We start from the raw sequence: 24,874 nt of genomic DNA, 5'->3' as shown, positions 1-24,874 counted from the left end.
CGGTCCAAGAAGTCGCCGGTGCCCGTCAAACGGCTGATCCGGGCGGCGATCGCGATCGCCGGGCCGATCGGTCTGGGCTTCGCGCTGGGCCGGCTGGACATCGGCGTGATCGTCTCGATGGGCGCGCTGTGCGCCACCTTCGGCGACGTCGACGGGCCGTATCGGTACCGCGCCAAGCGAATCGGTTGCGCTGTGATCGGTGGCGCGGTCGGCTTCCTCGTCGGCTCACTATCTGGTGGGCACGGATTGTGGTCCGCTGTCGTACTCGTCCTGCTTGCCGGGGCGTCCGCGCTGATCAGCGCCAGCGGTAGCAACGCCTCGTTGGCGGCGTTGCAGATGCTCGTGTTCGCGGCGCTCGGGTCCGGGCAGCCGCGGGACACCCTGTTCGCCACGATGTGGTTCGCGGTCGGCGCTGGGTTCGTGTGGCTGATGTCCATCGCCGCCTGGCCCTTCAAGGCGACCGCGCCCGAGCGGGCCGCTGTCGCCGAGATCTACGACGAACTCGCCGTGATGCTGGCGTCCTCAGGCACGGCCTACGCGCGTACAGCTCGCCAAGCCGTCACGACGGCTCTGAACAACGCCTACGACGCCCTGCTGACAGCGCGTTCCCACCTCGCTGGGCGTGATCGTGCGTACCGCCGTCTGATGACGCTTCTGGCCGACACCACGCCGATCGTCGAGGCGAGCGTCGCCCTGGTCAACGTCGGACGCCAACCACCCGCAGACGTCGTCGTGCACATGACCGCGATCGCCGAGGCGATCCGGCTCGACCGCAGGTTGCCTGCCTCCCCGCACTTCGAGGAGGCCTCACGTGGCCTGGCCGCGCTGCGTGCCGGGCTGGACGGGCTCACCTCGCCGAGCGGCAAACGCGACGCCCGGGACCCTGAGGACCATGTGGCATGGCGGGACCGGCTGGAAACGATCTTTGCCGGGCGGGTCGCGTGGTCACACGCGTTGCGCCTGATGCTGTGCATGGCGCTGGCGCAGTGGATCGGCTGGGTGCTGGAGCTGCAGTATCCGTACTGGGTGGCGTTGACGGTCGCGATCGTGCTGAAGCCGGACTTCGGGTCGGTGTTCGGGCGTGCGGTGCTGCGTGGGCTCGGGACGTTGGCAGGGGTGCTGCTAGGCGCGGCTGTGCTGGCGTTCGATCCGCCTGGCTGGGTGCTCGTGCTGCTGGTGGCCCTGATCGCGGGCGCGTTGCCGTTCGGACGGGACCGCAACTACGGGATGTTCTCCACGTTCGTCACGCCGCTTGTGATCGTGCAATTGGACCTGGCGCACGCCAGCGACTGGGGGCTGGTCGTGGCGCGGCTGCTGGACACCGCGTTGGGCTGCGCGATCGTGCTTGTCTTCGGCTATCTGCTGTGGCCTGGCAGCCTGCGGCCACGCGTCGGCGAGCAGCTGCTGGGCACGCTGGAGACCCTCGGCAAGTACATCGAGCATGGACTGTCCGGTTCGGACAAGCGGGTCAAACTCCGTCGGGACACCTACCGCAAGCTCTCCGACCTGCGAAACGCCTTCCAGCAGGCCGTGGTCGAGCCGTCCGCCGCCGGTCTGCAGGCCGCGGCCTGGTGGCCGGTGATCGTGACCCTGGAACGCGCCACCGACGCCGTCACCGGCCTCGCGGTCGGCATCAAGCGCGGCGCCGAGCCGATCGACCCGGCGGCCATCGCGGTCCTGACCGAGGCCGTCGCGGAGGCCGCGGCGTCGATCAGGGAGGAACGACCACCTGAACGGGTGCCCATGCCCGATGTGGACCGACTGGAGAAACTCGTTACCGAGCTGGTGTCCGTGCTGGCTACGCTGCGTGGACCGGACTGGTACTCCCGATCCGCCGGGCAGATCGTCCGCCGCCTGCTGCGGCCGCCTCCCCGAGTTGGGTAGCCTGCGAGACGGACCGCGCCTAAGGGAGATGAGATGGGAATCGATTTCGGTGGCCTCGCCGACAAGGCCAAGGACCTCGTCAACCAGCACGGTGACAAGATCGAGGACGGGATCGAGAAGGCGGGCGAGTTCGCCAAGCAGAAGTTCGGCCACGAGCAGCAGATCGACTCGGTGGTCGACAAGATCCAGGAGATGATCCCCGACAAGCCCGCCGCGGGCGACGAGCCGAAGCCGGGCGACGCGTGACCACGACGATCACCCGCAAGGGCACGATTCTCACCTGGCAGGGCGTTGGCGCCCCCCGGCTGGAATCCGTCCGCCTGCTGGTCGCCGACAACCGCTTAAAGGCGTCCGGCCGGTTGATCGCGGCCGCCGACGGCGGCGACGAGGCCTTCAGCACGTCGTTCGAAGCGGCCACGGACGCGTCCGGTGCCTTCAGCAGGCTGCTGATCCGCGCGACCACGGCCGAAGACGAGTGCCAGATCTCGGTCAGCCGTACCCGGGACGGCGTCTGGCTGGTCGACCGTGGCCAGGGTGCCGAACGTTCCGCGTTCGACGGCGCCCTGGAGGTCGACGTGGCCGGTGCGGTGCTGTTCAACGCGCTGCCGATCCGCCGCCTCAACCTGCACCGCGAGGCCGGCGAGCACGAACTGAGCGTCGTGTACGTCTCGCTGCCCGACCTGAAGGTCCGGGTCTCCCGGCAGACGTACACCACGGTGTCGATCGGCGAGCAGAGCTCGGTGGTGAACTACCGCGACGAGACCTTCAGCGCCGACATGACCGTTGACAGCTCCGGATTCGTGCTGGAGTACCCAGGCCTGGCCCGCCGCGTCTGAGACCCGCTAAGCGGGGATCTGCCAGGTGATGCTGGTGAACTGGGCGGGGATGGCGCTGTCGGTGCTGATCGCCTTGAGCTCGAGGTTGCGGACGCCGGTGGGAAACGCGCCGGAGTTCAGGGCGATACGCCAGTGGCCGGTGACGGCGGGGCCGTCGCGGTTTGTCGGGATACCGGCGATGCGCTTGTTGTCGACCCAGATTTCGATGCCGGCGAGGCCCGCGTGGACGTCGGCGCCGGTCATCGTCACGTCGAGGACCACGCGGCCGCGCGGGCTCGCGTGGTTGCTGTCGATCTTGTTGCCGGCCGCGTCGAGGAGCGCGGCTTTGATGGGGGCGATCATCAGGCGCGGGCGCTGAGCCTGCTCGGAGGCGGGTTCGGCTTGGGCGGCGGACGGCTTGTGAGCCGGGTCGGGCACGAGCTCCAAGCCGAGGTGCTGGACGACTGGCATCGATTGGGGGACGGAGCTGTGGACGGCGGCCCGGAGTTCGTGGCGATCGCCGGAGAGCAGGAGCGCGTCGGCCGGGAGGTCGACGACGATCGGGTATCGCGTGCCTGGCTGGTATCCCTGGCCTTCGGTCGCGGGCCGGGCCGGGAAAGAGCGTCCGGCGATGTCGACTGTGAACGGCGCCAGGACCACGCCGTAGCTGGCACGGATGGTGATCCGGAGCTGGCCGCCCAGCGAGCCGGCGAAGGCCTCGGTGTCCGGCGATGTGATGGCGTTGCTGGTGATCCGCGGCGCCGGGACGTACGCCGGCGTGTCGCCGCTCGACAGCCCGATCGCGTCGATTCCCGCGTAGTTCAAGCCGTTCGCGGGTCCGGCGAAACCGAACAGCGGCGTCGCCTCGGTCCACGTGGGCACGACGTTCGCGGCCGCCACCTGAACTCCGTTGCGCCACACGGATATTCCGTCGGTGCGCAGCACAAGTTCCCACCGGGAACTGATCGCGGCCAGCCGGGGGATCTTCACCGCTGGGAAACCGGGAATCTCCACGGACTCCGACGTGATCCGGACTCGCACCAGGCCGGGGATCAGCCCGTCGCCGCGCGGACCGGACTCCACCAAGTCCACGGGCCCGGGGACGAGATCCATAGTGAGTTCGCCGTCGGTGGCGGGCGCGTCGGTCTCGATCATCATGCGGCCGAGTTCGCCGCCATTGTCCTTGAGACGCAACGGAGTTCGTGAGCGAATGGCGACGGATTCGGCACCGCACGCGGCGGAGATCACGAGTCGTTTGTTGTCGTCGTCGGCCCCGCGGGACATCCGGGCGCAGGCCGCGTTGTTCGCGAGCTGCCACCGCGCCGGGTCGGGCACGACCGCACCGTCGAAATGGTCGACCAGCGCGTATCGGCTTTCGTCGGGCCGTTTCCCGGACGGGCGATGGGTCTGTGTGACGGGGTCGGATCGTTGCCCGAAGGAATCCACGGCCCGCACTTCAAGGGAGTACTCGGTGTGGTCGTCCAGGCCGTCGAACTGGGTCGCTTCGTCCGCGACCAGCCGGGTGCGCTGGAAATCGCCCGGGCCACGCAGCCGTACGTCGTAACCGGTGATTTCCGGTTTCCTGGCCCAGCTCACCTGTAATCGGTGCGGACCCGGTGTGACGACGAGATCGGCCGGTTTCTCCGGACGGCCCCCGGGCTGCGGCAGCAGGACGCTCTGGTCGGCGTACTGGACTACCTCGGTTTGCGGGGGCGCTGGGAGCGGCGGCTTCTGCTCGGTCGGAGTGTCGGCGTTGCGCAGGGCCACTATCGCACCGGCGACCACGATCAAGCCTCCGGCGACATATCCGGCACGCTGCAACAGGCGACGCTCCACCTTGACAAGCTAGGCGGGAATGCGACCTGGTTCACACTTTCGTTGTCCAGCCGATACCCAATCAGCCGGTCAGTGCGAAATCTCCGTCCAATCCGACAATTCGGCCACCGCGTTGGCCAAGCCCCAGCAGGGTCTCGCGGGCGTCCGGCGAACTGAGGTCGATCCGGTCCTGGGAACGACGGGAATTGCGGTATTCGGTGTGGTCCTGCCAAGCACGATGTCCGGCTTCGACAGTCGCGCCAAGCGAACCTGTCGACGCCAATGCGCCCCGCGCGGCACCGAGCCGGCCCAACGCATCGTCGACCGCGTCCAGCAACGGTCCGCGGTTGCCTTCACACATCGCACGAACGAGCTCCGGCCGCGTACCGGCGACGCGCGTTCCGTCCGTGTAGGAGCCCGCAGCCAACGCCAACGACAGCATCCCGCCGTCTGCGCCGACGGCCGCGAGCACAGCGGCCATCAGATGCGGCAGATGGGAGATCCGTGCGACTGCGTCGTCATGCGCCGCAGCGGTCGCGGGAACGATCTGGGCACCGCAGTCCAGTACTAACTGCGCGACCTCGCGCCACGCGTCGAGGTCCGTCTCATCCTCGACCGTGAGCACCCAGGACGCGTCCTTGAACAACCCCGCTGATCCGGCGATCCAGCCGGAGGCCGACGTCCCGGCCATCGGATGCCCGCCGATGTGCCGGGTGCGCGGCGCGGACTGGCGGACAGCCATCTCGACTGGCGCCTTCACGCTCACCACGTCGGTCAGCAGGCACTCTGGTGCGTTCACCGCGATCGCCGACAGGGTCTGATCCAGTGCCGGTAACGGAACCGCGACAACGACAATCGCGTCCCGTTCGCGCGCCAGCTGTAGCGCGGTATCCACTCCGGACTCGACCCGGTAACCGTCCACTGTGGCAGCGTCGGCATCCACTGTGGACGCTGTGGCGCCCCATGCCTGCCTGCCCGCCGCGCTCGCTGCTCGTAGCACCGAACCGCCGATGAGTCCCAAACCGATCACACACACTGGCCGCACGCCCGACATACTGCCCTACAAGTCTGAATACAGCTGCAGATTGTGCTCCGCGGATCACAGTCTGTCCGCTCTTTGTCCGTCAGTCCCGGTCACCGCAGGGCGTCGAGCGCGAACGCGGCGTACATCGCTACGCCGTTGGCCAGCGCGGACTCGTCGAAATGGACCCGGTTGGAGTGATTGGGGTCCGCCTCGGCCGGCTCGACACCAGGCGGGCACGCGCCGAGGAACGCGAACGCCCCGGGTACACGCTGCAGGACGTAGGAGAAGTCCTCGGCGCCCATCAACGGGTTCGGCATCGGCGCGGCGTACCGGGAGCCCAGCACGGCGCTGGCGAGGTCGACCACATGCGGGCCGAGTTCGTCGTCGTTGACCGTGACCGGGTAGCCGGGCGTCAGGTCGACGTCCGCGCGGCAGCCGTACGCGGCCGCGATGTGCTGGCAGAGTTTCGGCAGCTCATCGCGTACCTTCTTGCGGCTGGCCTCCGACAACGACCGGAATGTGCCTTCCAGCTCCGCGGTCTCCGGGATGATGTTGTTCGTGGTGCCCGCGGTGATCCGGCCGACGGTCACCACGACCGGTTCGAAAACGCTGATCCGCCTGGTCACCATCGTCTGCAGGGCGCCGACCATGGCCGCAGCCGCAGGCACGGGGTCGAGCGCGTCGGACGGCGTGGCGCCGTGCCCGCCGCGGCCGGTGACGCGCACGGTGAACGTGTCCGCGGCCGCCAGCATCGCCCCGGCCTTGCTTCGGACCACGCCAGAGACGTCGGTCGACGTGATGTGCAGGGCGAAGGCACGTTCGATCGGCCGTCCACCGGCCTCCAGCACGCCTTCGTGGATCATGAATCGGGCACCGTGATAACCCTCCTCACCAGGTTGGAACATGAACACCACCCGGCCGGTGAGCGCTTCCTTACGGCTGGCGAGCAGCCGCGCGGCCGACACGAGCATCGCGGTGTGCGTGTCGTGACCGCAGGCGTGCATCAAACCGTCTACTTCGGAGGTGTAGGAAAGGCCGCTGTCCTCCTGCAGTGGCAGCGCGTCCATATCGCCCCGCAACAGGACCGTCGGGCCGGGCCGGCCGCCCGTCAGGACCGCGGTGACCGAGCTGACCTTGTCACCCTTCATCACCTGCATGCCGAGCCCATCGAGTGCCTGGACCACCGCCGCCTGGGTCCGCGGCAGGTCCAGCCCCTGCTCAGGGTATTTGTGGATCTTGCGGCGCAGGGCCACCGTCCGGGGTTGCAGTGCCCGCGCCGCATCGACCAGCCCCGTGAACCTGGGGTCGGTGGCCAGTGCGGAAACGGAGGGTGACTGGGACGGACGTATGGCGTTCATGTCTTCGATAGTGACACTGCTGGCGCGCCGATGGGGGCTGGTTCTTCCGGGTGAACGCCAAGGGGGAATACGGTGTGCACATGTCTCAGGAGGAGCCACTCGCTGGTTTCGCGATAGCCGTCGTCCGTGAGGATGGCAAGTGGCGGTGTGACTCCATGGGCAGCGACGCCCTGCGTGAGCTCGACTCGGCCATCACCGAACTGCGAAAGATCCGCTCCACCGGGGCGGTCTTCGGCATGCTGGCCGTAGACGACGAGTTCTTCCTGCTGCTGCGGCCCAGCCCCGGCGGGATGTCGCTGCTGCTGTCGGACGCGGCGGCGGCGCTGGACTACGACATCGCGGCGGACGCCCTCGACCTGTTGCGGGTGGACCCGCCCGAGGAGGACGACGACGAGCTTTGGCCGGAAGGCTCGCTGGACATCCTCGCCGATCTGGGGCTGCCCGCGCCGGAGCTGCAGGTGATCACCGGCGAGGTGGACCTGTACCCGGACCAGCAGCTGCAGATGATCGCCCAGCGCTGCGGGTTCGCCGACCAGTTCACCGCACTGCTGGACCGTATCCAGCAGTGACCGACGAAGCCTGGATTCGGGCCGCGCTCACCGTGGCGGCGGACGCGCCGAACACAGGCGACGTGCCGATAGGCGCGATCGTGGTGTCGCCGTTGGGCGAGGAGCTCGCGCGGGCTTGCAACGCCCGCGAAGCCCTCGGCGACCCCACGGCGCACGCCGAGATCCTCGCGCTACGCGCTGCGGCGCGCTCGCACGGCGACAGTTGGCGACTGACCGGCTGCACGCTCTACGTCACCGTCGAGCCGTGCACGATGTGCGCGGGCGCGCTCGTGCTCGCCCGCGTCGCCCGCGTTGTCTTCGGTGCGTGGGAGCCTCGTACCGGCGCTGCCGGGTCGCTCTGGGACGTGGTGCGTGACCAGCGGCTCAACCATCGGCCCGAGGTAGTCGGCGGCATCCTGGAGGCCGAGACAGCCGAGCTGCTGGCGGACTTCTTCCGCAGCCGTCGGCAGTGACCTGGATCACATTACGTTCGCTGTCCAGTTCAGCGGGCACTCCAGAGTCATGGGCAAATCCGACAAGATGAAGGACAAGGCAGAGCAAATTATCGGCAAGGGGAAGGAAAAACTCGGCCAGGCCACCGACAACGAAGAACTGGAAGCGGCAGGCAAACGCGACCAGCTCAAGGGCGAGACCAAGGAGACCGCCCACGACGTGCGCGACAAGACGGCCGGCGCCGTGAAGGACGCGAAGGACTCGCTACGCGACGATAAGTGACTCCGGCGCCTCGGCCTGCCACCATTGCGCCCAGGGCGAATTCGTTGGAGGGCAGGGGATTGCCGAGCCAAGAGCTGTCCAGTGTGGAAGATGACGCCACACTGGTCGGCCGCGCCCTCAGCGGCGACCACCAAGCCTTCTCGATGCTGCTGGGCCGCTACTCCGAACGAATCTTCCTGATGGCACTGCGAATCCTCGGCGACCGCGCGGACGCCGAAGACGTAGCCCAGGAAGTATCGGTAACAGCGTGGCGAAGGCTGTCCGAACTGAGCGACCCAGCGGCGGTGCGCACCTGGCTCTTCCGGGTAGCGCACCGCCAATGCCTCGGAGTGCTGCGCACCCGCCGCGACCACGTCCTGACCGACGCCGTCCCAGACCTCGCCGCCAGCCACCCAGCCTCCGACCCCCAACGAATGGCCGAGGCCATAGCCGCAGTCCAAGCCCTACGGCAAGCCCTGGCAGACCTCCCGCCCCCGCAACGAAAAACCTGGCTCCTCGCCGAGATCCACGGCCTGCCCCACCTCGAAATAGCCCGCCTCGACGGCGGCACCGAGCAAGCTGCCCGCGCCCGCCTCGCCCGCGCCAAGGTCCGCCTCGCCGTCGCTATGCGCGCCTGGCGCTGACAGCCACCTGCCCCCCAAGCCCCAGAAACCCGTCCGGTAAGCTTCTCGGCGGTAGCGTGTCCGAGCGGCCGAAGGAGCACGCCTCGAAAGCGTGTGAGGGTTCACGCCCTCCGTGGGTTCAAATCCCACCGCTACCGCTCGGTCGAGGGACCTGTGTCCGCGGAAAGCGTGGACCAGGTCCCTCGCCATAATGTTGGGGGGACGACCCCCAAACCCCCCGATGCCGGGCTTCGCCCGCCTCTTGGTTCGCGGCTCTTCACGTTGGGGGCCGGGGTGTGGAAGCATGGGTTTCTCCCGCCGCCTGGGATTGACCAGGAGGCAGTTGTATGCGCCGAAGGCAGCGCATTTTCACGATCTTGACCGTCTTCGCGACCATGGTGACGCTTGCGCCTGGGGCTGAGGCGGCGGCGCCTGAGTTCGATGTGATGACGGCTGCGAGTGGGGTGGCGTCCAGATCGGATCGCCGGCCGGTTGCGGGTGGGGTCTATGACCGGCGGGCGGACAGTACGTTCATCTCGTGGTCCGGCAAGGATGCCGACACTTATGTGCAGGCGTATGACCATCGGCGTAAGGCTTGGAGTGCGCCGAAGTTCATTGCCGTGGGTGAGTCGGACTCGCACAACTATCCGACCATGGTTCAGGCGGATGACGGGCATGTCCTGGTGGTTCGGGGCATGCACAACACTGCGACGGTGATCAGCCGCTCGGCTCGGCCGCATTCGATCGACGGCGACTGGACCACGGTTGAGGTGCCGCAGGGTAAGGCTGCCAGCTACCCGATGCCGTTCAAGGCCGCTGATGGGTCGCTGTTCGTGTTCTACCGGGAGACCACCCGCGACATCGACAAGGTGACGCCGAGCGACACCCGCCCGATGAAGTATCTCGTCTCCAAGGACAACGGCCTGACGTGGAAGAACTCGGTCGAGTTGACTGGGCAGCCGTTCGCGATCGGGTCCACGGCGCGTGCCGACAACCTGAACGAGATCTACATCGGCCAGTTGCGGCAGGACCCGCTGACCGGGCTGGTGCACATCAGCTACACGCTCGCCGGTGGCGGGCCCACGCAACATGTGCACGATTTCTACCACCGCAACATCTATTACGCGGTGTTCAATCCGGCCAACCTGCACTTCTACTCCGCCGCCTGGCGTGACCTGGGCACCCAGATCGACGACGCCGACCAGGAGACCTACCTGAAGGTGGCCGACACGCCGCTTGAGCGGCCGATGGGCACCTTGAAGTCGCCGGACTACATCCAGCAGGTCGGTGGCGCCTTCGGCCGGCCGTTCGTGTTGTGGTTCAGCTACGACAACACAACCGGCACCACCCTGAACCAGGCCAGTGTCTGGAACGGCCGCGCCTGGGAGACAAAACAGGTCTTCAGCGGCATCCGCACCCGTGAGATCGAACGGGTGAACCTCGCCACCTGGCGTGTCTATGCGACCAGGGACGGCCAGCCGAACATCGAGACGTACCTGCTGACCTTCGGCAAGGACTGGCGTGCCGAAAGCGTGATCACCACCCCCAAGCCGGTCCAGCGCATCGAGGTCATCGGCGATTTCCGCGACCCAGCCCGAATCCTGGCCAGCGGCGCCTCCTCCGCCCGTGAGGTCAGCGTCGCCGACGGCGACATCTACGTCGCCGGCCGCTAGCCACCTGAACCGCAACGCCGGTGCCGGATTCGGCATCGGTGTTTTGCGGTTGACGAGGCCGAACAGTTGCCTATGCGTACTTCCTTCGTTCACTCGGCCGGGGGACGATACCTCGTCTGATTCACGAGGGAGGACAGAGCGTGACCTCATCCTTACGCGGGATCGCCGTGGCGGCGTCCGCTGGGCTGGTAATGGTGGTCGTGGCGCCCGCCGCGAACGCCGTCCCGAGCCCTGACGTCCTGATCGGCGAGGTCTACGGCGGTGGCGGCAACTCCGGTGCCACGTTGACGCAGGACTTCGTCGAGCTGACCAATGTCTCGGCGGCGCCGGTCTCGCTGGCCGGCTGGAGTGTGCAGTACCTGCCGGCCGCGCCGAGTGCGTCCAGCCGCTGGCAGGCGACGCCGCTGACCGGCAGCATCGCGCCGGGTAAGACTTATCTGGTCGGCGAGGCGAAGGGGACCGGTGGGACGCTGGAGCTCCCGGCCGTCGACGCGGCCGGGTCGATCGCGATGGCCGCGGGTGCGGGCACGGTCGCGTTGGTCAACAGCGCCGAACCGTTGACGTGCCTGACTGCTGCGGACTGCAACGCCGACACGCGCATTCGCGATCTCGTCGGCTACGGCAACGCGACTGTGCGGGAGACCTCGCCGGCGCCGGGCACGGCCAACGCCACGTCGTCCGCTCGCGTGAACAACACCGACACGGACAACAACTCCGTCGACTTCGCCACCGGCACACCGACTCCGGTGAACGCCGCTGGTGAGGGGCCTGGTGGCACAACGCCGCCGGTGCAGGCGAAGATCCACGACATTCAGGGCGTCACCCGGGTGTCGCCGCTGGCGGGCAAGAAGGTCGCCGGTGTGACCGGTGTGGTCACCGGTGTCCGCGCTTTCGGTTCGGTGCGCGGCTTCTGGTTCCAGGACACGGCTCCGGACGCGGATCCCCGCACCAGTGAAGGACTTTTCGTCTTCAACGCGGGTGTCACGCCGAACGTGAAGGCAGGCGACGCGGTCGTGGTGGCCGGCACGGTCAAGGAGTTCCTGCCCAACGACGACGCGAACTCCACGTACCAGTCACTGACCCAGCTGATCAATGCACAGTGGACGGTCTCGTCGGCTGGAAACGCCCTGCCGCAGGCACAGTCGATCGACGAGAAGACACTGCCGGCGCAGTATGTGCCCACGGGCGGCAACATCGACTCGCTGGAGCTCAAGCCGGACACGTTCGCCCTGGACTTCTACGAGTCCCACGAAGGCGAACGGATCAGGATCAACGATGTCCGGGTCGTCGGCCCGAGCACGGAGTTCAACGAGTTCTATGTGACCGTGCGGCCGAACGAGAACCCGACCGCCCGCGGCGGCACCCTGTACTCCGGCTACGACCAGTTCAACCCGGGCCGGTTGAAGGTCATGTCGCTGATCCCGTTCTCCCAGCGTCCTTTCCCGCAGTTCAACGTGGGTGACAAGCTGACCGGCGGCACTGAGGGCCCGCTGGACTACGTCAACTTCGGCGGCTACACCTTGCAGGCCACGACGCTCGGTGGTGAGCAGTCCAGCGGCCTGCAGCCGGAGGTCACGCGCAAGCAGCGCAGCGGTGAGCTCGCGGTCGGCACGTACAACGTCGAGAACCTCGACCCAGGTGACGACCAGGCCAAGTTCGACCGGCTCGCCGCGGGCGTCGTCAAGAACCTGGCGTCGCCGGACATCGTTGCCCTGGAAGAGATCCAGGACGACAACGGCGCGACCGACAACGGCGTGGTGTCGGCGGAGCAGACACTGCAGAAGTTCACCGACGCCATCGTCGCCCAGGGCGGCCCGCGCTATCAGTGGCGGCAGATCAACCCGGAGAACAAGACCGACGGCGGTGAGCCGGGCGGCAACATCCGGGTGGCGTTCATCTTCAACCCGGCCCGCGTGTCCTTTGTGGATCGGCCGGGTGGTGACGCGACCACGCCGGTGCAGGTGCTTTCCCAGTACGGCAGGCCGAAGCTGTCGGTCTCGCCTGGCCGGATCGACCCGCTCAACGCCGCGTGGCAGAGCTCGCGCAAGCCGCTGGCCGGGGAGTTCGTGTTCGGCGGCCGCAAGGTGTTCGTGGTGGCCAACCACTTCAACTCCAAGGGTGGCGACCAGTCGGTACACGGCCGGTTCCAGCCACCGAACCGGGTGTCGGAGGAGCAGCGGATCAAGCAGTCGATCGCGCTGCGCGGGTTCGTCGACAGTGTGCTGGCGGTGGACTCGAAGGCCAACATCGTGCTGGCCGGCGACCTCAACGACTTCCAGTTCGCACCGGCGCTGGCCGAACTAACCCGCGGTGGGGCAGTGCGTGACCTTATTGACACGCTGCCGCCCAAGGAGCGCTACACCTACGTGTTCGAAGGAAACTCGCAGGTTCTGGACCACACGCTGACCAGCCGGGCACCGCGCGGCGTGGACTATGACGTGGTTCACATCAACGCGGAGTTCGCCGGTCAGGCCAGTGACCACGACCCCCAGGTGGTCCGCTTCAGGCCCAGTACCGGCGAAGAGTGGCTGGATGTCATCTTCGACCTGCTCGACCTCGTCGAGCGGCTGCGCAACTCCCATGGGTAGTGTCCACAAGACACGACGAGGAGGGCGTGATGACTTCGGACAACCAGGACAAAGGTGAGCGTGCGCCCAGCCACGCACTGCCGGACGACGCTGACGGTCCCCACCCGCTGGTGGACCTGTCCCGCGACCCACGCCCCGGCGTGGCCGACCACGCCAAGCCGGACGACGAAGAGTGAAACGAAAGGCCCGGGCGCACCGCCCGGGCCTTTCGCCCGTCACGACCACCCGTTTTGAGTCACCCGCACATGGTCCGGTAACCTCTGCGACGGAGGATTCGCATAGTGGCCTAGTGCGCACGATTGGAAATCGTGTTGGGTGTGATAGCCCTCAGGGGTTCAAATCCCCTATCCTCCGCCAGCTACCAGCGAGAACGCCGGTCACCCGCGATCATGGGTGACCGGCGTTCTACTGTTGGGTCTCAATTGGGGGTCTCAATGCACTCTGTCACGTCCCCTGAATTGACAGCCGCCAGCCGCCCCTCTCTTCGGCCAACAGGCCAGAAGCGGGGGCCCTTGGGCCTCCCGGCAGTCGAGGCGCGTGAGGGCTTCGGGGCTCTGAGCGAATGAGGGGCACCCGTGACGAATCTGGGCCAGGCCGCGACAGTCTGGTCATGCGACGGGATGTGATTACGCCTGCGGCGGCCGGTACGGTGCTGCTGGCCATCGGCGTGACCGCCGTGGCTGACTGGGTCAACTGGGCAAGGGCCGGGCAATGGCTGCGCTCGCATGCCGGCTGGGTCGTGTTCTTCGGCTTGGCCGTGGGCTTGCTGATCACCGCAGCAATCCGCGGTGCGCGGCGACCAAGGCGAGGCGTGGAGACACCAGCGCCGCCGTTGAGCTGGTGGGTTGTGGTCGCCGCTGCTGGCGTGGTGGCGGCCGTGGCGTGGGGCGCCACGGCCTGGCTGCTCGGCGAAGCCAACCAGGCGAAAGACCCCGCCGCAGCACGTGTCGAAGCCATCAAGACCGGATTGAGCATCGGCGCGGGGACGGGAGGGGTATTCGCCCTTCTGCTCGCCGTGCGCCGCCAATGGCACCAGGAACTCACCGCTGCGGCAACAAACCTTGACGCTGCGGAGAAACGCGTCACGGAGCTCTACACCAAAGCCGCCGACCAACTCGGCTCAGACAAAGCCCCCGTTCGGCTGGCCGGCCTGTACGCACTGGAACGCGTCGCGCAGAACAACCCTGACCAACGGCAAACGATCGTCAACGTTCTGTGCGCTTACCTACGGATGCCGTACACCCCTCGTGGCAACAAGCCAGCCGATGATGCCGACCAAGACGTGATCAAGAACTACATAGAACGGACCCAAGAACGCGAAGTCCGGCTCACCGCTCAGCGCCTGCTCACTGAGCACCTCTCCCCCGGCGATGGCGGAGTTACGGCACCAGTCGCCACGTTCTGGGCCGACATTAGCCTCGACCTCACCTACGCCACCCTCATCACCTTCTCTCTCGCCAACTGTGTCGTAGAAACGGCCGTCTTCCGGTTGGCAACCTTCAACGGCTCTGCCGACTTCTGGTCGGCAACCTTCAACGCCATGGCCGGTTTCCAGTCGGCAACCTTCAACGCCATGGCTGGCTTTCAGTCGGCAACCTTCAACGGCTCGGCCGGTTTCCGGTCGGCAACCTTCAACGCCATGGCCGGCTTCCGGTCGGCAACCTTCAACGCCATGGCCGACTTCCAGTCGGCAACCTTCAAACAGGCCGTACCACGCGAAATCGAACGGTTCACGTCACCGGCGTCACAAGGGGGCGACGTTGACGGCCTGGATGCGTCAGAGAACAGCACCACCGGATCTTGACGACCCAGCGACGTGCGGCTGTTGGACCGTCAGCACGCCCCTGGGTTAGGTCCCGCAGGCAGCCGCCCGCCGGGCCATCTAGGCGTCGTCGGGATGGCGAACCGTGGGACCTAACCCGGCTAACTCGCTAACTTTCCGCAGGCCAGGGACTCAAGGCGGGACCTAACCCGGCGGGTTAGGTTTCTAACTCGCTCGAGCGGTGCTAACCCAAGGTCTAACCCGACACGAGCACGCCCGCCTGGCCATCGTCGTCCTCGTCCGGCAGTAGCTCCGACAGCTGTTGCCGCCATTGCTCCGGAAGCTCAGCGGCAAGCCGCCGGATCGCCTGACGCTGTTCGGCCGTCAACTCCGGCCCAGGGTCCGGCTCTTCGCCGTCGTCCGGCCGTGCCCACATCAGGGCGCCGACTTCAGCCGCGATCGCCGTCACCAGCTCGTGAGGGACGTGCATGTACCGCTTGGCAATCGAAGCATCCGACCAACCCATGATGTCCATAACGGCCGGCAGTGGCACCTTGAGTACGAGCAACATGGTTGCCGCGGTGTGTCGAGCATCGTGCAAACGCGCGTCCCGCACGTTTGCCTTGCCCAGCAAGGATTTCCACGCTCGATGGTCCTCGGTCGGGTGTACTGGGCCACCCACCCGGTTGGTGAACACCCAATCGCCCTCCCGCCACAGGTTGGCGGCCGTCTCGCGTTCTTCGGCCTGCCGCAGCCTGTGCGCTTCCAACGCCTCGATCACAGGTTGCGGCAACCCGACCGTTCGCCTACCTGCTCTGGATTTCACGTCGCTGATCACGACACCGCCACCGTGCCGATATGGGCATTTCGCGGCGGACTTGCCACAGGCCCGCTCAGTTGGGCACCCGTGTTTCCAAACCAATTGCTGGATAGCGCGGCGTACGGTGAGCGTTCCTGAACCGGCCCGATTCGGGCACTGCTCCGGCCTACGTCGCTGGCGGCACACGGAACCGTTGGCACATCCGTGTTTCCACATAGTCGTCACGTCCGACCAGCGCAACCCGAGCGCTTCTCCCCGGCGGAGGCCGAGTGTCAGCGCGACGACGAATCTGGCACCGTTTCGCATATTTGCTGCGACACCGAAAATACGCTGCGCCTCCTCGACGGTGAAAGGCACGATTTCGTCCTCTTCGAGGCGCGGCGGCTTCGCAATCTTGGCCGGATTCTCTGCAATCCGTCCCCGACGTACCGCCTCGTTCAGGGCAACCCGGATAGTCCGGTGCGCCAAGTGCGCGGTTGCTGGTTTGAGGCCCTTTCCCTTGGGTTCCGGCGTGATCAGGCGTTCGTAGAGCTTTTCCAAGTGCTCAGGCTCAAGCTTGTTCAGCTTGTGTGCGCCAACACCTGGGATGAGGTGTTTATAGACGGACGCGCGGTAGCCGACCATGGTTGTTGGTCGAACGCTGGCAGCCGCGATGTTTTCGACCCAATGCGTAAGCCACTTCTCGACTGTCCACACCCGGCCTGGCTTGCGAACCTTGCCGGTGTCACGCTGGCGTTCGAGTTCACGAACGGCATTGATGACTTCGGCTTCCGTCTTTCGTTTGACGTGGCGTCGGTCGGGTTTGCCGTCATCACGGATTCCCATTGTGACGCGACCATGCCAAAGCTTGTCGTACTCGCTGTAATAGATGCTGGAGGCGCCGTTTGGCGCGCGTGTGCCCTCGGGGCGTTTCTTGCGTCCCATTGTGACGGTTCTCCGGTGTGTGGTTATGACGGATGGAGTGATGGGTTATGCAGCCCGGTATTCAGCGGCTTTCCGCGCGGTGTAGGCGTGGAGTGCGGCGAGTGGGATTCGTCGGAGCGCGCCGATTTTCACGGAGTCGATTTCTCCGGCTTTGAGCAGTTCGTAGAGCGTGGTGCGGCTGATGCTCAGTTGTCGGGCGGCGGACGGAACGTCGAACAGGATCGGTTCCGGCATGGTTACGTCCCCTGTGGTCGGCCGGGTGGCGGTGGTACGTCGCATGGGTGTGCCCTTCCGGGTGTGTGCTGGTCGGTTAGGGAGGGGCCCGGCAAGAGGTCCCGGAAGTGCCGGAATCGGGGGTTTCGGCAGTGTCGTGGCGGGTGCCTCCCTGCCTCCCTGAGCGTGGTTTGAGCTGGTCACGTCGGGGAGGCTGGCCAGGGAGGCGGTTAGGGAGAACTCCCTGCCCGCCGGCCGAGTCCCTGGCTGGCTCCCCGGCCCCCTCCGGTTACAGCCGGGCCGGTGTGGCTGTAACCGGAGGGGGTCTAGGACCTAGTGGCCTGGTCGCCGCCGGTTTTGAGGTCTAGAGAGGGCTCTAGGTCTAGAGGGCAGAGGGTCTAGAGCTAGGCCCTCGGCTGTCCGCAGCTGCGGGAGATGAGATGCCCCCCCCGACCCGGCGCGGGGCATCTCGTTGTCCGGCCGTGTTTGAGGGGTGGCTGGCCAGCGGTAGCGGCGTGATGGGTTGCGGTAGCGCGGTTGGTGAGCGCGGATGGCCTCCTGGGGGCTTGTTTGCGCGGTGTGTGGGTGGTGCCGCTACCCGCTACCTGGGGATATCCGGGCTGATCAGGGTTGGTGACCGGGGTAGCGGGACGGGTAGCGCAGCCGCTACCGGTAGCGCGCTGGCCGCTACCGGCGGCCCGGTCCTCCTTTCTCGGTACGCGGTAAACGCGGTAACGCGGTAACTCGCTGACCTGCGGTTTTGCTGGACGTGGGCGGCAATTACCGCGTAGGTACGCGGTAATTCGCGTCCGGCTAGAAGCATTTGCCCAGGTCAGGACATTTGCCGCGTTCCCGCGTTAACCGCGTAGGTCGGGCGGGTTGGCGGCGAACACTTCGGCCGGGCGGCCCCGGCCACTGGGCGACCGGCGTTCGGCCCGGGTGATCTGCCCGGCCGTCACGAGCTTGTCCAGCAGCGCGGCCACGTTGTCGGCGGTGATGTTGCGCTGGAAGCAGCCTGAGCGGATGTCCTCGCGGGTCCGCCCGTCCGGCCCGGCCTGTGCGATGAACGCAGCCAGCTTGCGCAGGACGTCACTGGGCTGCAACACGGCGGCGGCCGACGCGATGGCGTAGCGCACCAACGCAGCTGCGGCAGTCAGGTGATTCGGGCTGATCTGGTCGGTGCGATCGAGCGCGGCGTAGATGGCCGCGATCCGCAGGCATTGCGGTGCGGCCCGGGAGATGAATTCGGCGACGTGGCTGCTGTCCTCCTCGGGGTGGTCGGAGAATTCCAGGTAGATGTGGCTCCACTGCGCGGTTCCGGCCTGGCTCAGCCCGACCGGGCCGAACCGGGCGCCGTGCCGTAGCCGGTCGGCCAACGACGCGCCCAGGTCGACCAACAGTGCCGGGTCGGGAACCGTTGGGATGTACAGGAATTTGGACTGAGCGACCGCGATCGGCAGGAACCGGTTGTAGGTGCCACCGGCCATATCGGACGCGGACACCTTGGCCTTGAACTCCTTCGGTGTGATGTGCGCGAGGATGCCTACATGCGCCCGCCGGGCCACCCGGGCGTCCACGTTCAATGTGGACAGATTCCCGCCCTCCCATGCGGCGCGCAGGGTGGCGGACAGGGTGTTGCCCTCGCGTTTCATCCGGGCCATCACCGCCGCCCATTCCGGCTCGTAGGCGAGTAGGCGACAGTCGCCCTCGGGTAGCAGCCGCGCCCGTCCTTTCCCACTGTCAGGGTCGCTGGCGAACACGGCGGCCAGGCCTTCCCCGCTGGACAGTCCGGACTGGACATTGCTGGCTACAAATTCGGTGTCAGCTTGAGAGAGCAGAGCTTTCGCCGCGTTGTACGCCGTGCCCTTCTTTCCTCGCCCGGTCTCGCCGATCACCAGCGGCCAGACCAACAGCGGGTGTCGTTCGTAGCCGAGCTGCAGGTGTGGCCCGGGGCCGAGATGGACCCCGGCGGCGGCCAGTAGCGAGACCATGACCCCGATCGGGTCCGCTTCGGTGTGTGGGTCCAGCTGCACGGCCAGCCGCCCGAGGTAGCAGTCGAACACCGCCGGATCGGCCGGCGGCAGCCACAGCCGGGCACGGGTCACCTGGTCGGCCGCCCGGGTGGCCAGGGTGTCCCCGTCCGCAGGCTCCGGCACCGGGACCGGGTACAGCCGCCGGACACCGGGCGGGGTGGGGTTGGCGTGAGTCACGATGTGTCTCCCTTGTGACAGGGCAGGAACGGGAACGTCAGTGCGTGAGTGCGGACAGCACGCGCGGCGCGTGACGTTCGGCGTCGGCCAGGTGCCGGGCTTCGGCGCGGCACAGTCCGGCCCGGCGGGCGTCGGCCACCAAGGCGACCAGTTCGGCCACCCGAAACCGGGGATCGGCGGCCACGGTGGTGACGTAGGCGGCCAGTGCCGCTGTGGGCATCTGCCGGTAGTCGACCTCGGTGAACGGGCTGACGTAGAGCACGGCAACGACCGTCGCCAGGTCCAGCGGCTCACCAGGCGGGTTCAGGTTCAGGTCCAAAGTGAGGTTCAGGGAGGGCACAGCAAGGGCCTCTCGTGATGCGAAGGACGGGTTCACGAACCCGTTGCCGAAACGGCATCCCGGCCCGGGGTGAACCCGGGTTCGCGGCGTCGCAGACCAGCGGTATTCCACTGGGGGTACACCGTGATGAGGGAACGGGGGTACACCTGCAGGGAACAGCGGAAACCCGGGTTCGTGAACGGGGGGCGTGAGGGTGGGAGACCGGCCCGGCGGGCGCGTTCAGTACGCCCGGGGGGCGTCGGCGGTTCGGAACCCGCCGGGCCGGTTGCTGGGGTGGTTCAGGAACCCGGTTGCGCCTGCACGATGGGCGTACAGGTCTCACCCGGTTGCGGGTAGGCCTGGCCGGTCGGCCTGATGGTCAGATAGCCGTTGATCCCGGCGGTGCCGGTGTCCATCACAGCGTGGACGTCGACCTGGCGGGTGGTCAGGGCCGGGTACCGCGACGGCACGCTGAGCACGCCGCCCAGGCGGGTGGCGCTGGCTGCGCCGTGTAGCGCCTGTTCCACCGCCATCACGGCCCAGTTCTGCGCGTCCCGCTGGTCACGGGCGTCCCCGGCGGCCACGGTCGTGAACACGGTGACCGCCACCTGGTAGTCGCTGGTCGGGCTCACGGACGTGCCCCCGTTCCGCTCGCGGTTTCTTCGGTCTGGTTGACCGCGTCCACCACGGTCGCGGCGGTGGTGATGCAGGCATCGATCCGGGCCTGATCGATCGTGTCGCCGGTGATCTCGACACTGCGTGTGGTCGCCATCTCGGGGGCGTCCCGGCACACGGTGACCAGCAAGACGGTCAACTCAGCGGCAACACCGGGCAAGTCCGCGGTGCACTGCGTGCGCAGCTGCGCGAGGTCATCCAGCCGGTACGGGCTGACGTACAACGCGGCAGCCAACGGCACAAGTTCGAAGCGACGCAACGCCATCACCGCACCTCCTGGCAGGCCCCGCGAACGTCGGTCAGGCAGGCACGAACCAGGACCAGGCAGTCCTGCCAATGCGCCTGGTTGCCGGTGCCGTCCCGCAGCGACCGGTACGCCTCATAGGCGTACTCCGCGATCTGCATGCAACCGGCGTTGACCACGGTCTCAGTGACGATCCGCCGGACCTCGCCCGGGGTGATCGTCGGGATCTCCGAGTGTTCCAGCACGCCGTAGAGCACGGCGGCCATGTCGGTCTCGGTCAACGGAATCGACGTCTTGACCGTGATCACCGGTGGGTTGTCCGGGTCGAAGTCGTCGCCCTGGCAGCCTGCGTACTCCACCCGCAGGTTCCTGACCGGTAGGCCGGCGAACTCGGCGCAGGGGCCGATCACGTCCGGCATGGCGGCCGGGCGCGGAATCATCGTGGTCATCGGGTCACCACCGCCGTCCGGGTGGCCGGGCCGGTGCTGTAGACGCGGGCGACCTGGGCACGCATTTCCTGCAAGTCGGCGTAGTCCCGGTCGGCCGGGGTGAGATTGGCCAGGCGGCACAGGGTTTCCTCGATCCGCAGGCCGCCTTCGGCCAGGTAGGTCTCCAGCACCATCCGGCGCATGTAGGCCGGGTCGTCGGTGATCTCCTCCAGCGGGCCACAGCAGCCGTCCCACAGAATCCACAGCACGGCGGTCACGTCGTCCAGCGACATCGGGATCGCGGCTGTCATGTCCAGCGCGATCGGGCTGGTGTTGTTCTGCCGATGCTGCGCGATCACCTGGGTCGGCTGACCGGCCACAGTGCCAGGGGTCATGTCGCCGGGCACGAACCGGAGGGACTCAGCCGGAGCCGGGGCCAGATCCCAGAAACGAGTGACGGTGGTGGATTCGTAGCGGCGGGGGTCGTCGTACGGATAAGGGGTGACGGTGCTGGTCATCTCAGGCCACCTCCTCGAACTGGTCGCTGGCCTGGTCGGCGTGCACGGTGCAGGCGAACACCTGGGAACCGGTGTGCGACCTGCCCACCGGCCGGTGGGCGATGGACGTCTCCGCGAAGTGGGCCTCACACACCACGCACGCCAGGCCGTCCGCCTGGGCCGGGGTGAGTGCGCCCTGGTCGCCGTCTTCGGCGGACGCGCCGCCCTGTACGTAAGCCTCATAGGCAGCCTGGCCGCACTCGTCTAGGTAGGCGCTGATCGCCCGGCCCGGGATACGCAGCGTGCCCTTACCGGTCCCGATCTTGTACGCGTCCAGCTGTCCGGACTCAATGGCCCGGTAGATCGTGGACGGCGAGACGTCCAGCATCTCTGCCACTGCTTTGACTCGGTAGACCCGGTTATCCTCGATCTGCATCGTTGACCCGCTCCAAAGGTTTCGATGTGCGCCCCGGCCGGTGTTCCCGCACTGGCCGGGGCTCTTGCATGGTTGGCGCTCCTGCCGCTCTTGCGGCTAGAGCGTCTGTTGCGTTTGTAGCGTCTGTACGAAACAGACGTTAGAGATGGGTCTAGGCGACTGTCAAGGCTTTGCGTAGGATTCGTCTAGACGAATCGTTTGACCAGGGAGGTTGAGGCCTGTGGTGGCGGAACCTAAGTACCGGGAGCTCGCTGACGAGCTTGAGGCGGCGATCAAGTCGGAGGCGACCCTGCTGGGCGTCACGCTGGTAGACGGTGCCAAGCTGCCTACTGAGCCTGAGTTGGCCGAGCACTTCCAAGCGGCCCGGGGCACTGTGCGTCAAGCGCTTGCTGGCCTGGCTGCGGAGGGATTGATTGAGACCAGGGGACGCGCGGGAACCTTTGTGCGTCGCCTACCGATGCTTGAGTACAACGTGGACTCCGAACGTCCTTTTCGTAAGGACGACACAGTCTCGGTGAGCGACACGTGGTCGTCGGTCGTCGAGGCATCGGGTCGTGAACCTAGTCAGGATTTTAAATTCCGCATAGAGCCAGCATCCGCGACCGTCGCGGCGCGTCTGAATATCCAGCCGAATGACCTTGTGGTTGTTCGTGAGATGCTACGTTTTGTCGATGACACACCATGGTCAGATCAAACTACTTACTATCCATATGACGTGGCTAAGGCGTGCGGTCTTGACGTGCCTACGGACATTCCGGAAGGAACCGTACGGCGAATGGCTGCCCGGGGCTATGTAGAGCACCGAGTTCAGCACGAGATAAGCAGTCGTCCGGCAAGCATCGATGAGCGGCGACGCTTCAATCTGGCACCCGGTGTGTCCGTCCTGCTATTTCGACGCCTAGCGGTGACGGAGTCTGGAACCATCACGCGCCTTACGGTTGAGATCCTCCCTGCAGACCGCAACGTCATCACGCATGTTACGCAACATCGTACCGAGGTGGACCAATGAAGTTCCGTCAGGCAACGATGGATGATATTGACCTTTTGGCGGACTGGCGATGGGAAGTTTCCGCCTGGATTCACGAAAAAGGAAGCGACCAGTGGGATATCACAGGACTGTCGCGTGAAGAGTTTGAGCGTCGTATAACACGCTCGATCAAAGCGGGAGAAACCTGGCTTGCTCTCGACGACAATGACAGGCCGGTCGGCACGATTGCTATCGACGTCGTCGGCGACGAGGGCCTATGGGCGGACGAGGAGCTTGGGGAGTCCTACGTAATCCATCGTATGATGGTGCCTAGGGCGTATAGCGGTCGAGGTGTTGGTGTTGCCATGATGAAATTCGCTGAAGATTTGGCGCGCTCGCATGGCCGTCGCAAGCTTGTCCTTGACGCATGGAATACCAACAAAGAGCTGCATAGCTACTATGAGAGCTTCGGCTTTCGGCGTGTTCGTACAGTGTCGAACCATTGGACGCCCAGTGCCACGCTGTTTGAAAAGCTTGTCCCTAACTTTGATCCAACGGCTAAAGGTCCGGATAAAACGCCAATTCAGTTTAGGGATCAAGGCCGTTAAGAGGAGGGGCTACCCCAGGTATTCGCTGAGTTCAAACCAACGACGCCAGCCGAGACGCTTGAAACGCGGCTCAGTCGCCAGTAGACAAGCGGCTTACTGGTCGTCTCGCTGTTCGCCTTGACCGATTATCGTGTTCAACAGATTGACGATATGCTGTTGACCGGCGGCGGTGGCGTCGAGCTTGCCGCGCATTTCCGTGAATCCGTCTTTGACGTGCGTTCGGAGGTCGGCCAGGTCTTCGCGCATCGCGTTGAAACTGGACGTGGTCGCCTGGCGAAAGTCCCGGATCTCTCCGCGAATCTCTGCGACGTCGCGATCCGCTCCGCCGGCCAACACCCGGGCGGCTGCCGCGTCCTGCTCGCTGTGCCTCACGCGGTCGGCCAGATCCCGGACTTGGGTTTCCAGTGCGGCCACACGGGCCTCCAGGTCATCAGGCTGAGCCATGACCAGCAGCGTACCGGCTGCCCGACTGTCGGCGTATTTCCCGCGTACCGACGCGGTAAATGCCGTTAACTCAACAGTAAAGGCGCAGGTCAGCGACTTACCGCGTTTCCGCGTTTACCGCGTACCGGACCTGAGAGGGATGCTCGGGTCCCTGAGGTAATCAGGCCAGGCGTAGGACGGCTGGAACAGTGGGGGCACTACCGCCCTGGTCACGCGCCATGTCGCGGGGATCTACCTGCGTAGAGGAAGAGGGCTACCCCTCCTGCTCAGTGAAGTATTCGCTGAGTTCAAACCAGATGTCTGCCGCGTGTCGTGCCGCAAGCGGATCGGGTGCGCCGATCTCTTGAGTCCGGTCCCGACGTTCGGTGTGCAACAACCAGGGCTTGTCAGCCTTGGGCGTGGCCGTGAGGTACCAGGTCTCGCCGTTGTGTGTGGTGCGGTACTTGTCCCTGCTCAGGGCTACCCATGTAACCATAGGGCGAGCTTACGTCACCTGACGTCAGGTGACGTAAAGCATCATTAGCACTGGTCAGGTGGTGTCTACATTGGGTTGGTGGCATGGGAGGACAGGCGGGACCGCATTGATCGTGATGGGCCTGCCCTGATGTGGCAGCAGGTTGCCGACGACATCGCGGCTGATGTCGAGTCCGGCGTGTTGCCCTCCGGTTCTCGCTTGCCGTCGGAGCAGGTGTTGGCGGATGACGTGTACGGCGTGAGTAGGCCGACTGTTCGCCGTGCTATTGCTGCACTGGTCGAACGGGGCATGCTCACAGTCGTGCACGGTCGGGGTACGTTCGTCACTTCGGGAACAGGCCAGGGGTCTGCCTGAGTCGAGGGAGAGGCTACCGGCGCAGGGGTTTGACAGGCCCCCTACTGGTTCAGCCTTAGTGGTCTGCTAGCCGCTAGCGCGCTGGTCAAGCTATGTGCCAGCCGCTAGCGCAGGGTGCTAGGTCTAGCACTTGCCGACTGCTATGCAGGCTGCGAACGCTAGGCGGGCCGGGAAACGGCCGTTTCAGGCTGACCGAGGTGCGTAGTCGCCCCCGGCGGTCGTCATGCTCGCGCGGGTGATAACCGGCTGGACCAGGGGCAATCCCAGCGATCACGCCCTGAGATGGCCGTAGAGCGTCTATCTCGACTTGCCTGGTGTGGAAAGGGGACGTCCGGCGCACGACGGCTGTCAGCGGTCATCCTGTGTCCAGCCCTGAGAAAGCAGTCGTGTCACTTCCCCTCATCGAGGTGTCTACCCCCCACTACCGCGCTGGTCATGCCCACGTGACACCGTCCC

The 24,874-nt window shown here is 66.3% G+C and carries 28 protein-coding genes and 2 tRNA genes; 16 read left to right on the top strand and 14 right to left on the bottom strand.

The features are described 5' to 3' along the window. The first annotated feature begins 18 nt into the window (after positions 1–18). From JOF56_RS09660 to JOF56_RS09650, 3 genes are read left to right on the top strand one after another with little or no spacing between them, the layout of a single operon-like run. Positions 19–1,884, top strand: a complete 1,866-nt coding sequence (locus JOF56_RS09660) for an FUSC family protein (RefSeq protein ID WP_307855005.1) — start codon at positions 19–21, stop codon at positions 1,882–1,884. Positions 1,885–1,917: 33 nt separating this feature from the next. Then, positions 1,918–2,130, top strand: coding sequence for an antitoxin (locus JOF56_RS09655; protein WP_209636503.1), 213 nt, complete (start codon positions 1,918–1,920; stop codon positions 2,128–2,130). Then, the gene (locus tag JOF56_RS09650) at positions 2,127–2,720 is read left to right on the top strand and encodes a putative glycolipid-binding domain-containing protein (protein ID WP_209636501.1); all 594 of its coding nucleotides are present in this window, start codon (positions 2,127–2,129) and stop codon (positions 2,718–2,720) included. Before JOF56_RS09655 ends, JOF56_RS09650 begins: the two co-directional genes overlap by 4 nt. A gap of 6 nt (positions 2,721–2,726) precedes the next feature. Here JOF56_RS09650 and JOF56_RS09645 read toward each other — a convergent pair whose 3' ends face one another. The 3 genes from JOF56_RS09645 to JOF56_RS09635 all read right to left on the bottom strand — a co-directional run bounded on the left by JOF56_RS09645 (position 2,727) and on the right by JOF56_RS09635 (position 6,896). Then, positions 2,727–4,535 carry a fibronectin type III domain-containing protein gene (locus JOF56_RS09645; protein ID WP_209636499.1) on the bottom strand — a complete coding sequence of 603 codons (1,809 nt, stop codon included), beginning with the start codon at positions 4,533–4,535 and terminating at the stop codon, positions 2,727–2,729. A gap of 61 nt (positions 4,536–4,596) precedes the next feature. Then, complete coding sequence (locus JOF56_RS09640) at positions 4,597–5,568, bottom strand: prephenate dehydrogenase (protein WP_209636497.1); 972 nt, start codon at positions 5,566–5,568, stop codon at positions 4,597–4,599. A gap of 80 nt (positions 5,569–5,648) precedes the next feature. Continuing rightward, complete coding sequence (locus JOF56_RS09635) at positions 5,649–6,896, bottom strand: M20 metallopeptidase family protein (RefSeq protein ID WP_209636495.1); 1,248 nt, start codon at positions 6,894–6,896, stop codon at positions 5,649–5,651. An 80-nt stretch (positions 6,897–6,976) separates the two neighbouring features. Here JOF56_RS09635 and JOF56_RS09630 point away from each other — a divergent pair, with 80 nt between their 5' ends. From JOF56_RS09630 to JOF56_RS09585, 10 genes are all read left to right on the top strand, one after another. Beyond that, on the top strand, positions 6,977–7,465 hold the full coding sequence (locus tag JOF56_RS09630) for a tRNA adenosine deaminase-associated protein (RefSeq protein WP_209636493.1): 489 nt from the start codon (positions 6,977–6,979) through the stop codon (positions 7,463–7,465). Beyond that, on the top strand, positions 7,462–7,917 hold the full coding sequence (tadA, locus tag JOF56_RS09625; RefSeq protein WP_209636491.1) for a tRNA adenosine(34) deaminase TadA: 456 nt from the start codon (positions 7,462–7,464) through the stop codon (positions 7,915–7,917). The genes JOF56_RS09630 and tadA overlap by 4 nt, the downstream gene beginning before the upstream one ends. 49 nt (positions 7,918–7,966) lie before the next feature. Then, positions 7,967–8,179: a CsbD family protein gene (locus JOF56_RS09620; RefSeq protein ID WP_209636489.1), complete on the top strand. Its 213-nt coding sequence runs from the start codon at positions 7,967–7,969 to the stop codon at positions 8,177–8,179. Positions 8,180–8,262: 83 nt separating this feature from the next. Further along, the gene (locus tag JOF56_RS09615) at positions 8,263–8,802 is read left to right on the top strand and encodes an RNA polymerase sigma factor (RefSeq protein WP_307855004.1); all 540 of its coding nucleotides are present in this window, start codon (positions 8,263–8,265) and stop codon (positions 8,800–8,802) included. A 50-nt stretch (positions 8,803–8,852) separates the two neighbouring features. Continuing rightward, a tRNA-Ser gene (locus JOF56_RS09610) sits at positions 8,853–8,939 on the top strand. 219 nt (positions 8,940–9,158) lie between these two features. After that, entirely contained in the window at positions 9,159–10,454 is a 1,296-nt protein-coding gene (locus JOF56_RS09605; protein WP_245378213.1) for a BNR-4 repeat-containing protein, read from the top strand. Positions 10,455–10,645: 191 nt separating this feature from the next. After that, the gene (locus JOF56_RS09600; RefSeq protein WP_209648133.1) at positions 10,646–13,042 is read left to right on the top strand and encodes a DUF8508 domain-containing protein; all 2,397 of its coding nucleotides are present in this window, start codon (positions 10,646–10,648) and stop codon (positions 13,040–13,042) included. Between the two features lie 29 nt (positions 13,043–13,071). Next, on the top strand, positions 13,072–13,218 hold the full coding sequence (locus tag JOF56_RS09595) for a hypothetical protein (protein WP_209636487.1): 147 nt from the start codon (positions 13,072–13,074) through the stop codon (positions 13,216–13,218). 91 nt (positions 13,219–13,309) lie between these two features. After that, positions 13,310–13,399 (top strand) — tRNA-Ser (locus tag JOF56_RS09590). A 490-nt stretch (positions 13,400–13,889) separates the two neighbouring features. Next, positions 13,890–14,846, top strand: a complete 957-nt coding sequence (locus JOF56_RS09585) for a pentapeptide repeat-containing protein (RefSeq protein WP_209636485.1) — start codon at positions 13,890–13,892, stop codon at positions 14,844–14,846. A 214-nt stretch (positions 14,847–15,060) separates the two neighbouring features. On the opposite strand, the gene JOF56_RS09580 is transcribed toward JOF56_RS09585, so the two are convergent. From JOF56_RS09580 to JOF56_RS09540, 9 genes are all read right to left on the bottom strand, one after another. Beyond that, a complete protein-coding gene (locus JOF56_RS09580) occupies positions 15,061–16,548 on the bottom strand; it encodes a tyrosine-type recombinase/integrase (protein ID WP_209636483.1) in 1,488 nt (495 codons plus the stop codon). Between the two features lie 45 nt (positions 16,549–16,593). Continuing rightward, a complete protein-coding gene (locus JOF56_RS09575) occupies positions 16,594–16,827 on the bottom strand; it encodes a helix-turn-helix domain-containing protein (RefSeq protein WP_245378212.1) in 234 nt (77 codons plus the stop codon). Between the two features lie 791 nt (positions 16,828–17,618). Then, entirely contained in the window at positions 17,619–18,971 is a 1,353-nt protein-coding gene (locus JOF56_RS09570) for a DUF3987 domain-containing protein (protein ID WP_307855003.1), read from the bottom strand. Positions 18,972–19,008: 37 nt separating this feature from the next. Then, a complete protein-coding gene (locus tag JOF56_RS09565) occupies positions 19,009–19,311 on the bottom strand; it encodes a hypothetical protein (RefSeq protein WP_209636482.1) in 303 nt (100 codons plus the stop codon). Positions 19,312–19,589: 278 nt separating this feature from the next. Next, positions 19,590–19,922: a hypothetical protein gene (locus JOF56_RS09560; protein WP_209636480.1), complete on the bottom strand. Its 333-nt coding sequence runs from the start codon at positions 19,920–19,922 to the stop codon at positions 19,590–19,592. Next, the gene (locus JOF56_RS09555) at positions 19,919–20,230 is read right to left on the bottom strand and encodes a hypothetical protein (RefSeq protein WP_209636478.1); all 312 of its coding nucleotides are present in this window, start codon (positions 20,228–20,230) and stop codon (positions 19,919–19,921) included. The genes JOF56_RS09560 and JOF56_RS09555 overlap by 4 nt, the downstream gene beginning before the upstream one ends. After that, the gene (locus tag JOF56_RS09550) at positions 20,230–20,658 is read right to left on the bottom strand and encodes a hypothetical protein (RefSeq protein WP_209636476.1); all 429 of its coding nucleotides are present in this window, start codon (positions 20,656–20,658) and stop codon (positions 20,230–20,232) included. The genes JOF56_RS09555 and JOF56_RS09550 overlap by 1 nt, the downstream gene beginning before the upstream one ends. After that, a complete protein-coding gene (locus JOF56_RS09545; RefSeq protein ID WP_209636474.1) occupies positions 20,655–21,155 on the bottom strand; it encodes a hypothetical protein in 501 nt (166 codons plus the stop codon). Before JOF56_RS09545 ends, JOF56_RS09550 begins: the two co-directional genes overlap by 4 nt. A gap of 1 nt (position 21,156) precedes the next feature. Beyond that, positions 21,157–21,570, bottom strand: coding sequence for a helix-turn-helix domain-containing protein (locus tag JOF56_RS09540; protein ID WP_209636473.1), 414 nt, complete (start codon positions 21,568–21,570; stop codon positions 21,157–21,159). Positions 21,571–21,793: 223 nt separating this feature from the next. On the opposite strand from JOF56_RS09540, the gene JOF56_RS09535 reads away from it, so the two are divergent. Next, complete coding sequence (locus JOF56_RS09535; protein ID WP_209636471.1) at positions 21,794–22,579, top strand: GntR family transcriptional regulator; 786 nt, start codon at positions 21,794–21,796, stop codon at positions 22,577–22,579. After that, positions 22,576–23,145, top strand: coding sequence for a GNAT family N-acetyltransferase (locus JOF56_RS09530; RefSeq protein WP_209636469.1), 570 nt, complete (start codon positions 22,576–22,578; stop codon positions 23,143–23,145). Before JOF56_RS09535 ends, JOF56_RS09530 begins: the two co-directional genes overlap by 4 nt. Before the next feature lie 93 nt (positions 23,146–23,238). Here the strand turns inward: JOF56_RS09530 and JOF56_RS09525 are convergent, their stop codons facing one another. Together JOF56_RS09525 and JOF56_RS09520 are read right to left on the bottom strand one after the other, a co-directional pair. Continuing rightward, positions 23,239–23,559, bottom strand: coding sequence for a permease (locus JOF56_RS09525; RefSeq protein WP_307855002.1), 321 nt, complete (start codon positions 23,557–23,559; stop codon positions 23,239–23,241). 283 nt (positions 23,560–23,842) lie between these two features. Further along, positions 23,843–24,064 (bottom strand): hypothetical protein, encoded by a 222-nt coding sequence (locus JOF56_RS09520; RefSeq protein ID WP_209636465.1) that lies wholly within the window; start codon positions 24,062–24,064, stop codon positions 23,843–23,845. A gap of 129 nt (positions 24,065–24,193) precedes the next feature. On the opposite strand from JOF56_RS09520, the gene JOF56_RS09515 reads away from it, so the two are divergent. Then, positions 24,194–24,418: a GntR family transcriptional regulator gene (locus tag JOF56_RS09515; protein ID WP_209648130.1), complete on the top strand. Its 225-nt coding sequence runs from the start codon at positions 24,194–24,196 to the stop codon at positions 24,416–24,418. Positions 24,419–24,874: the final 456 nt, after the last annotated feature.

Origin of the sequence: Kibdelosporangium banguiense (genome assembly GCF_017876405.1) — a bacterium.
GTDB classification, from domain to species: Bacteria; Actinomycetota; Actinomycetes; order Mycobacteriales; family Pseudonocardiaceae; genus Kibdelosporangium; species Kibdelosporangium banguiense.
Note: the sequence above shows the minus strand (reverse complement) of the source record. Positions and strands in the feature narration are given on the sequence as shown.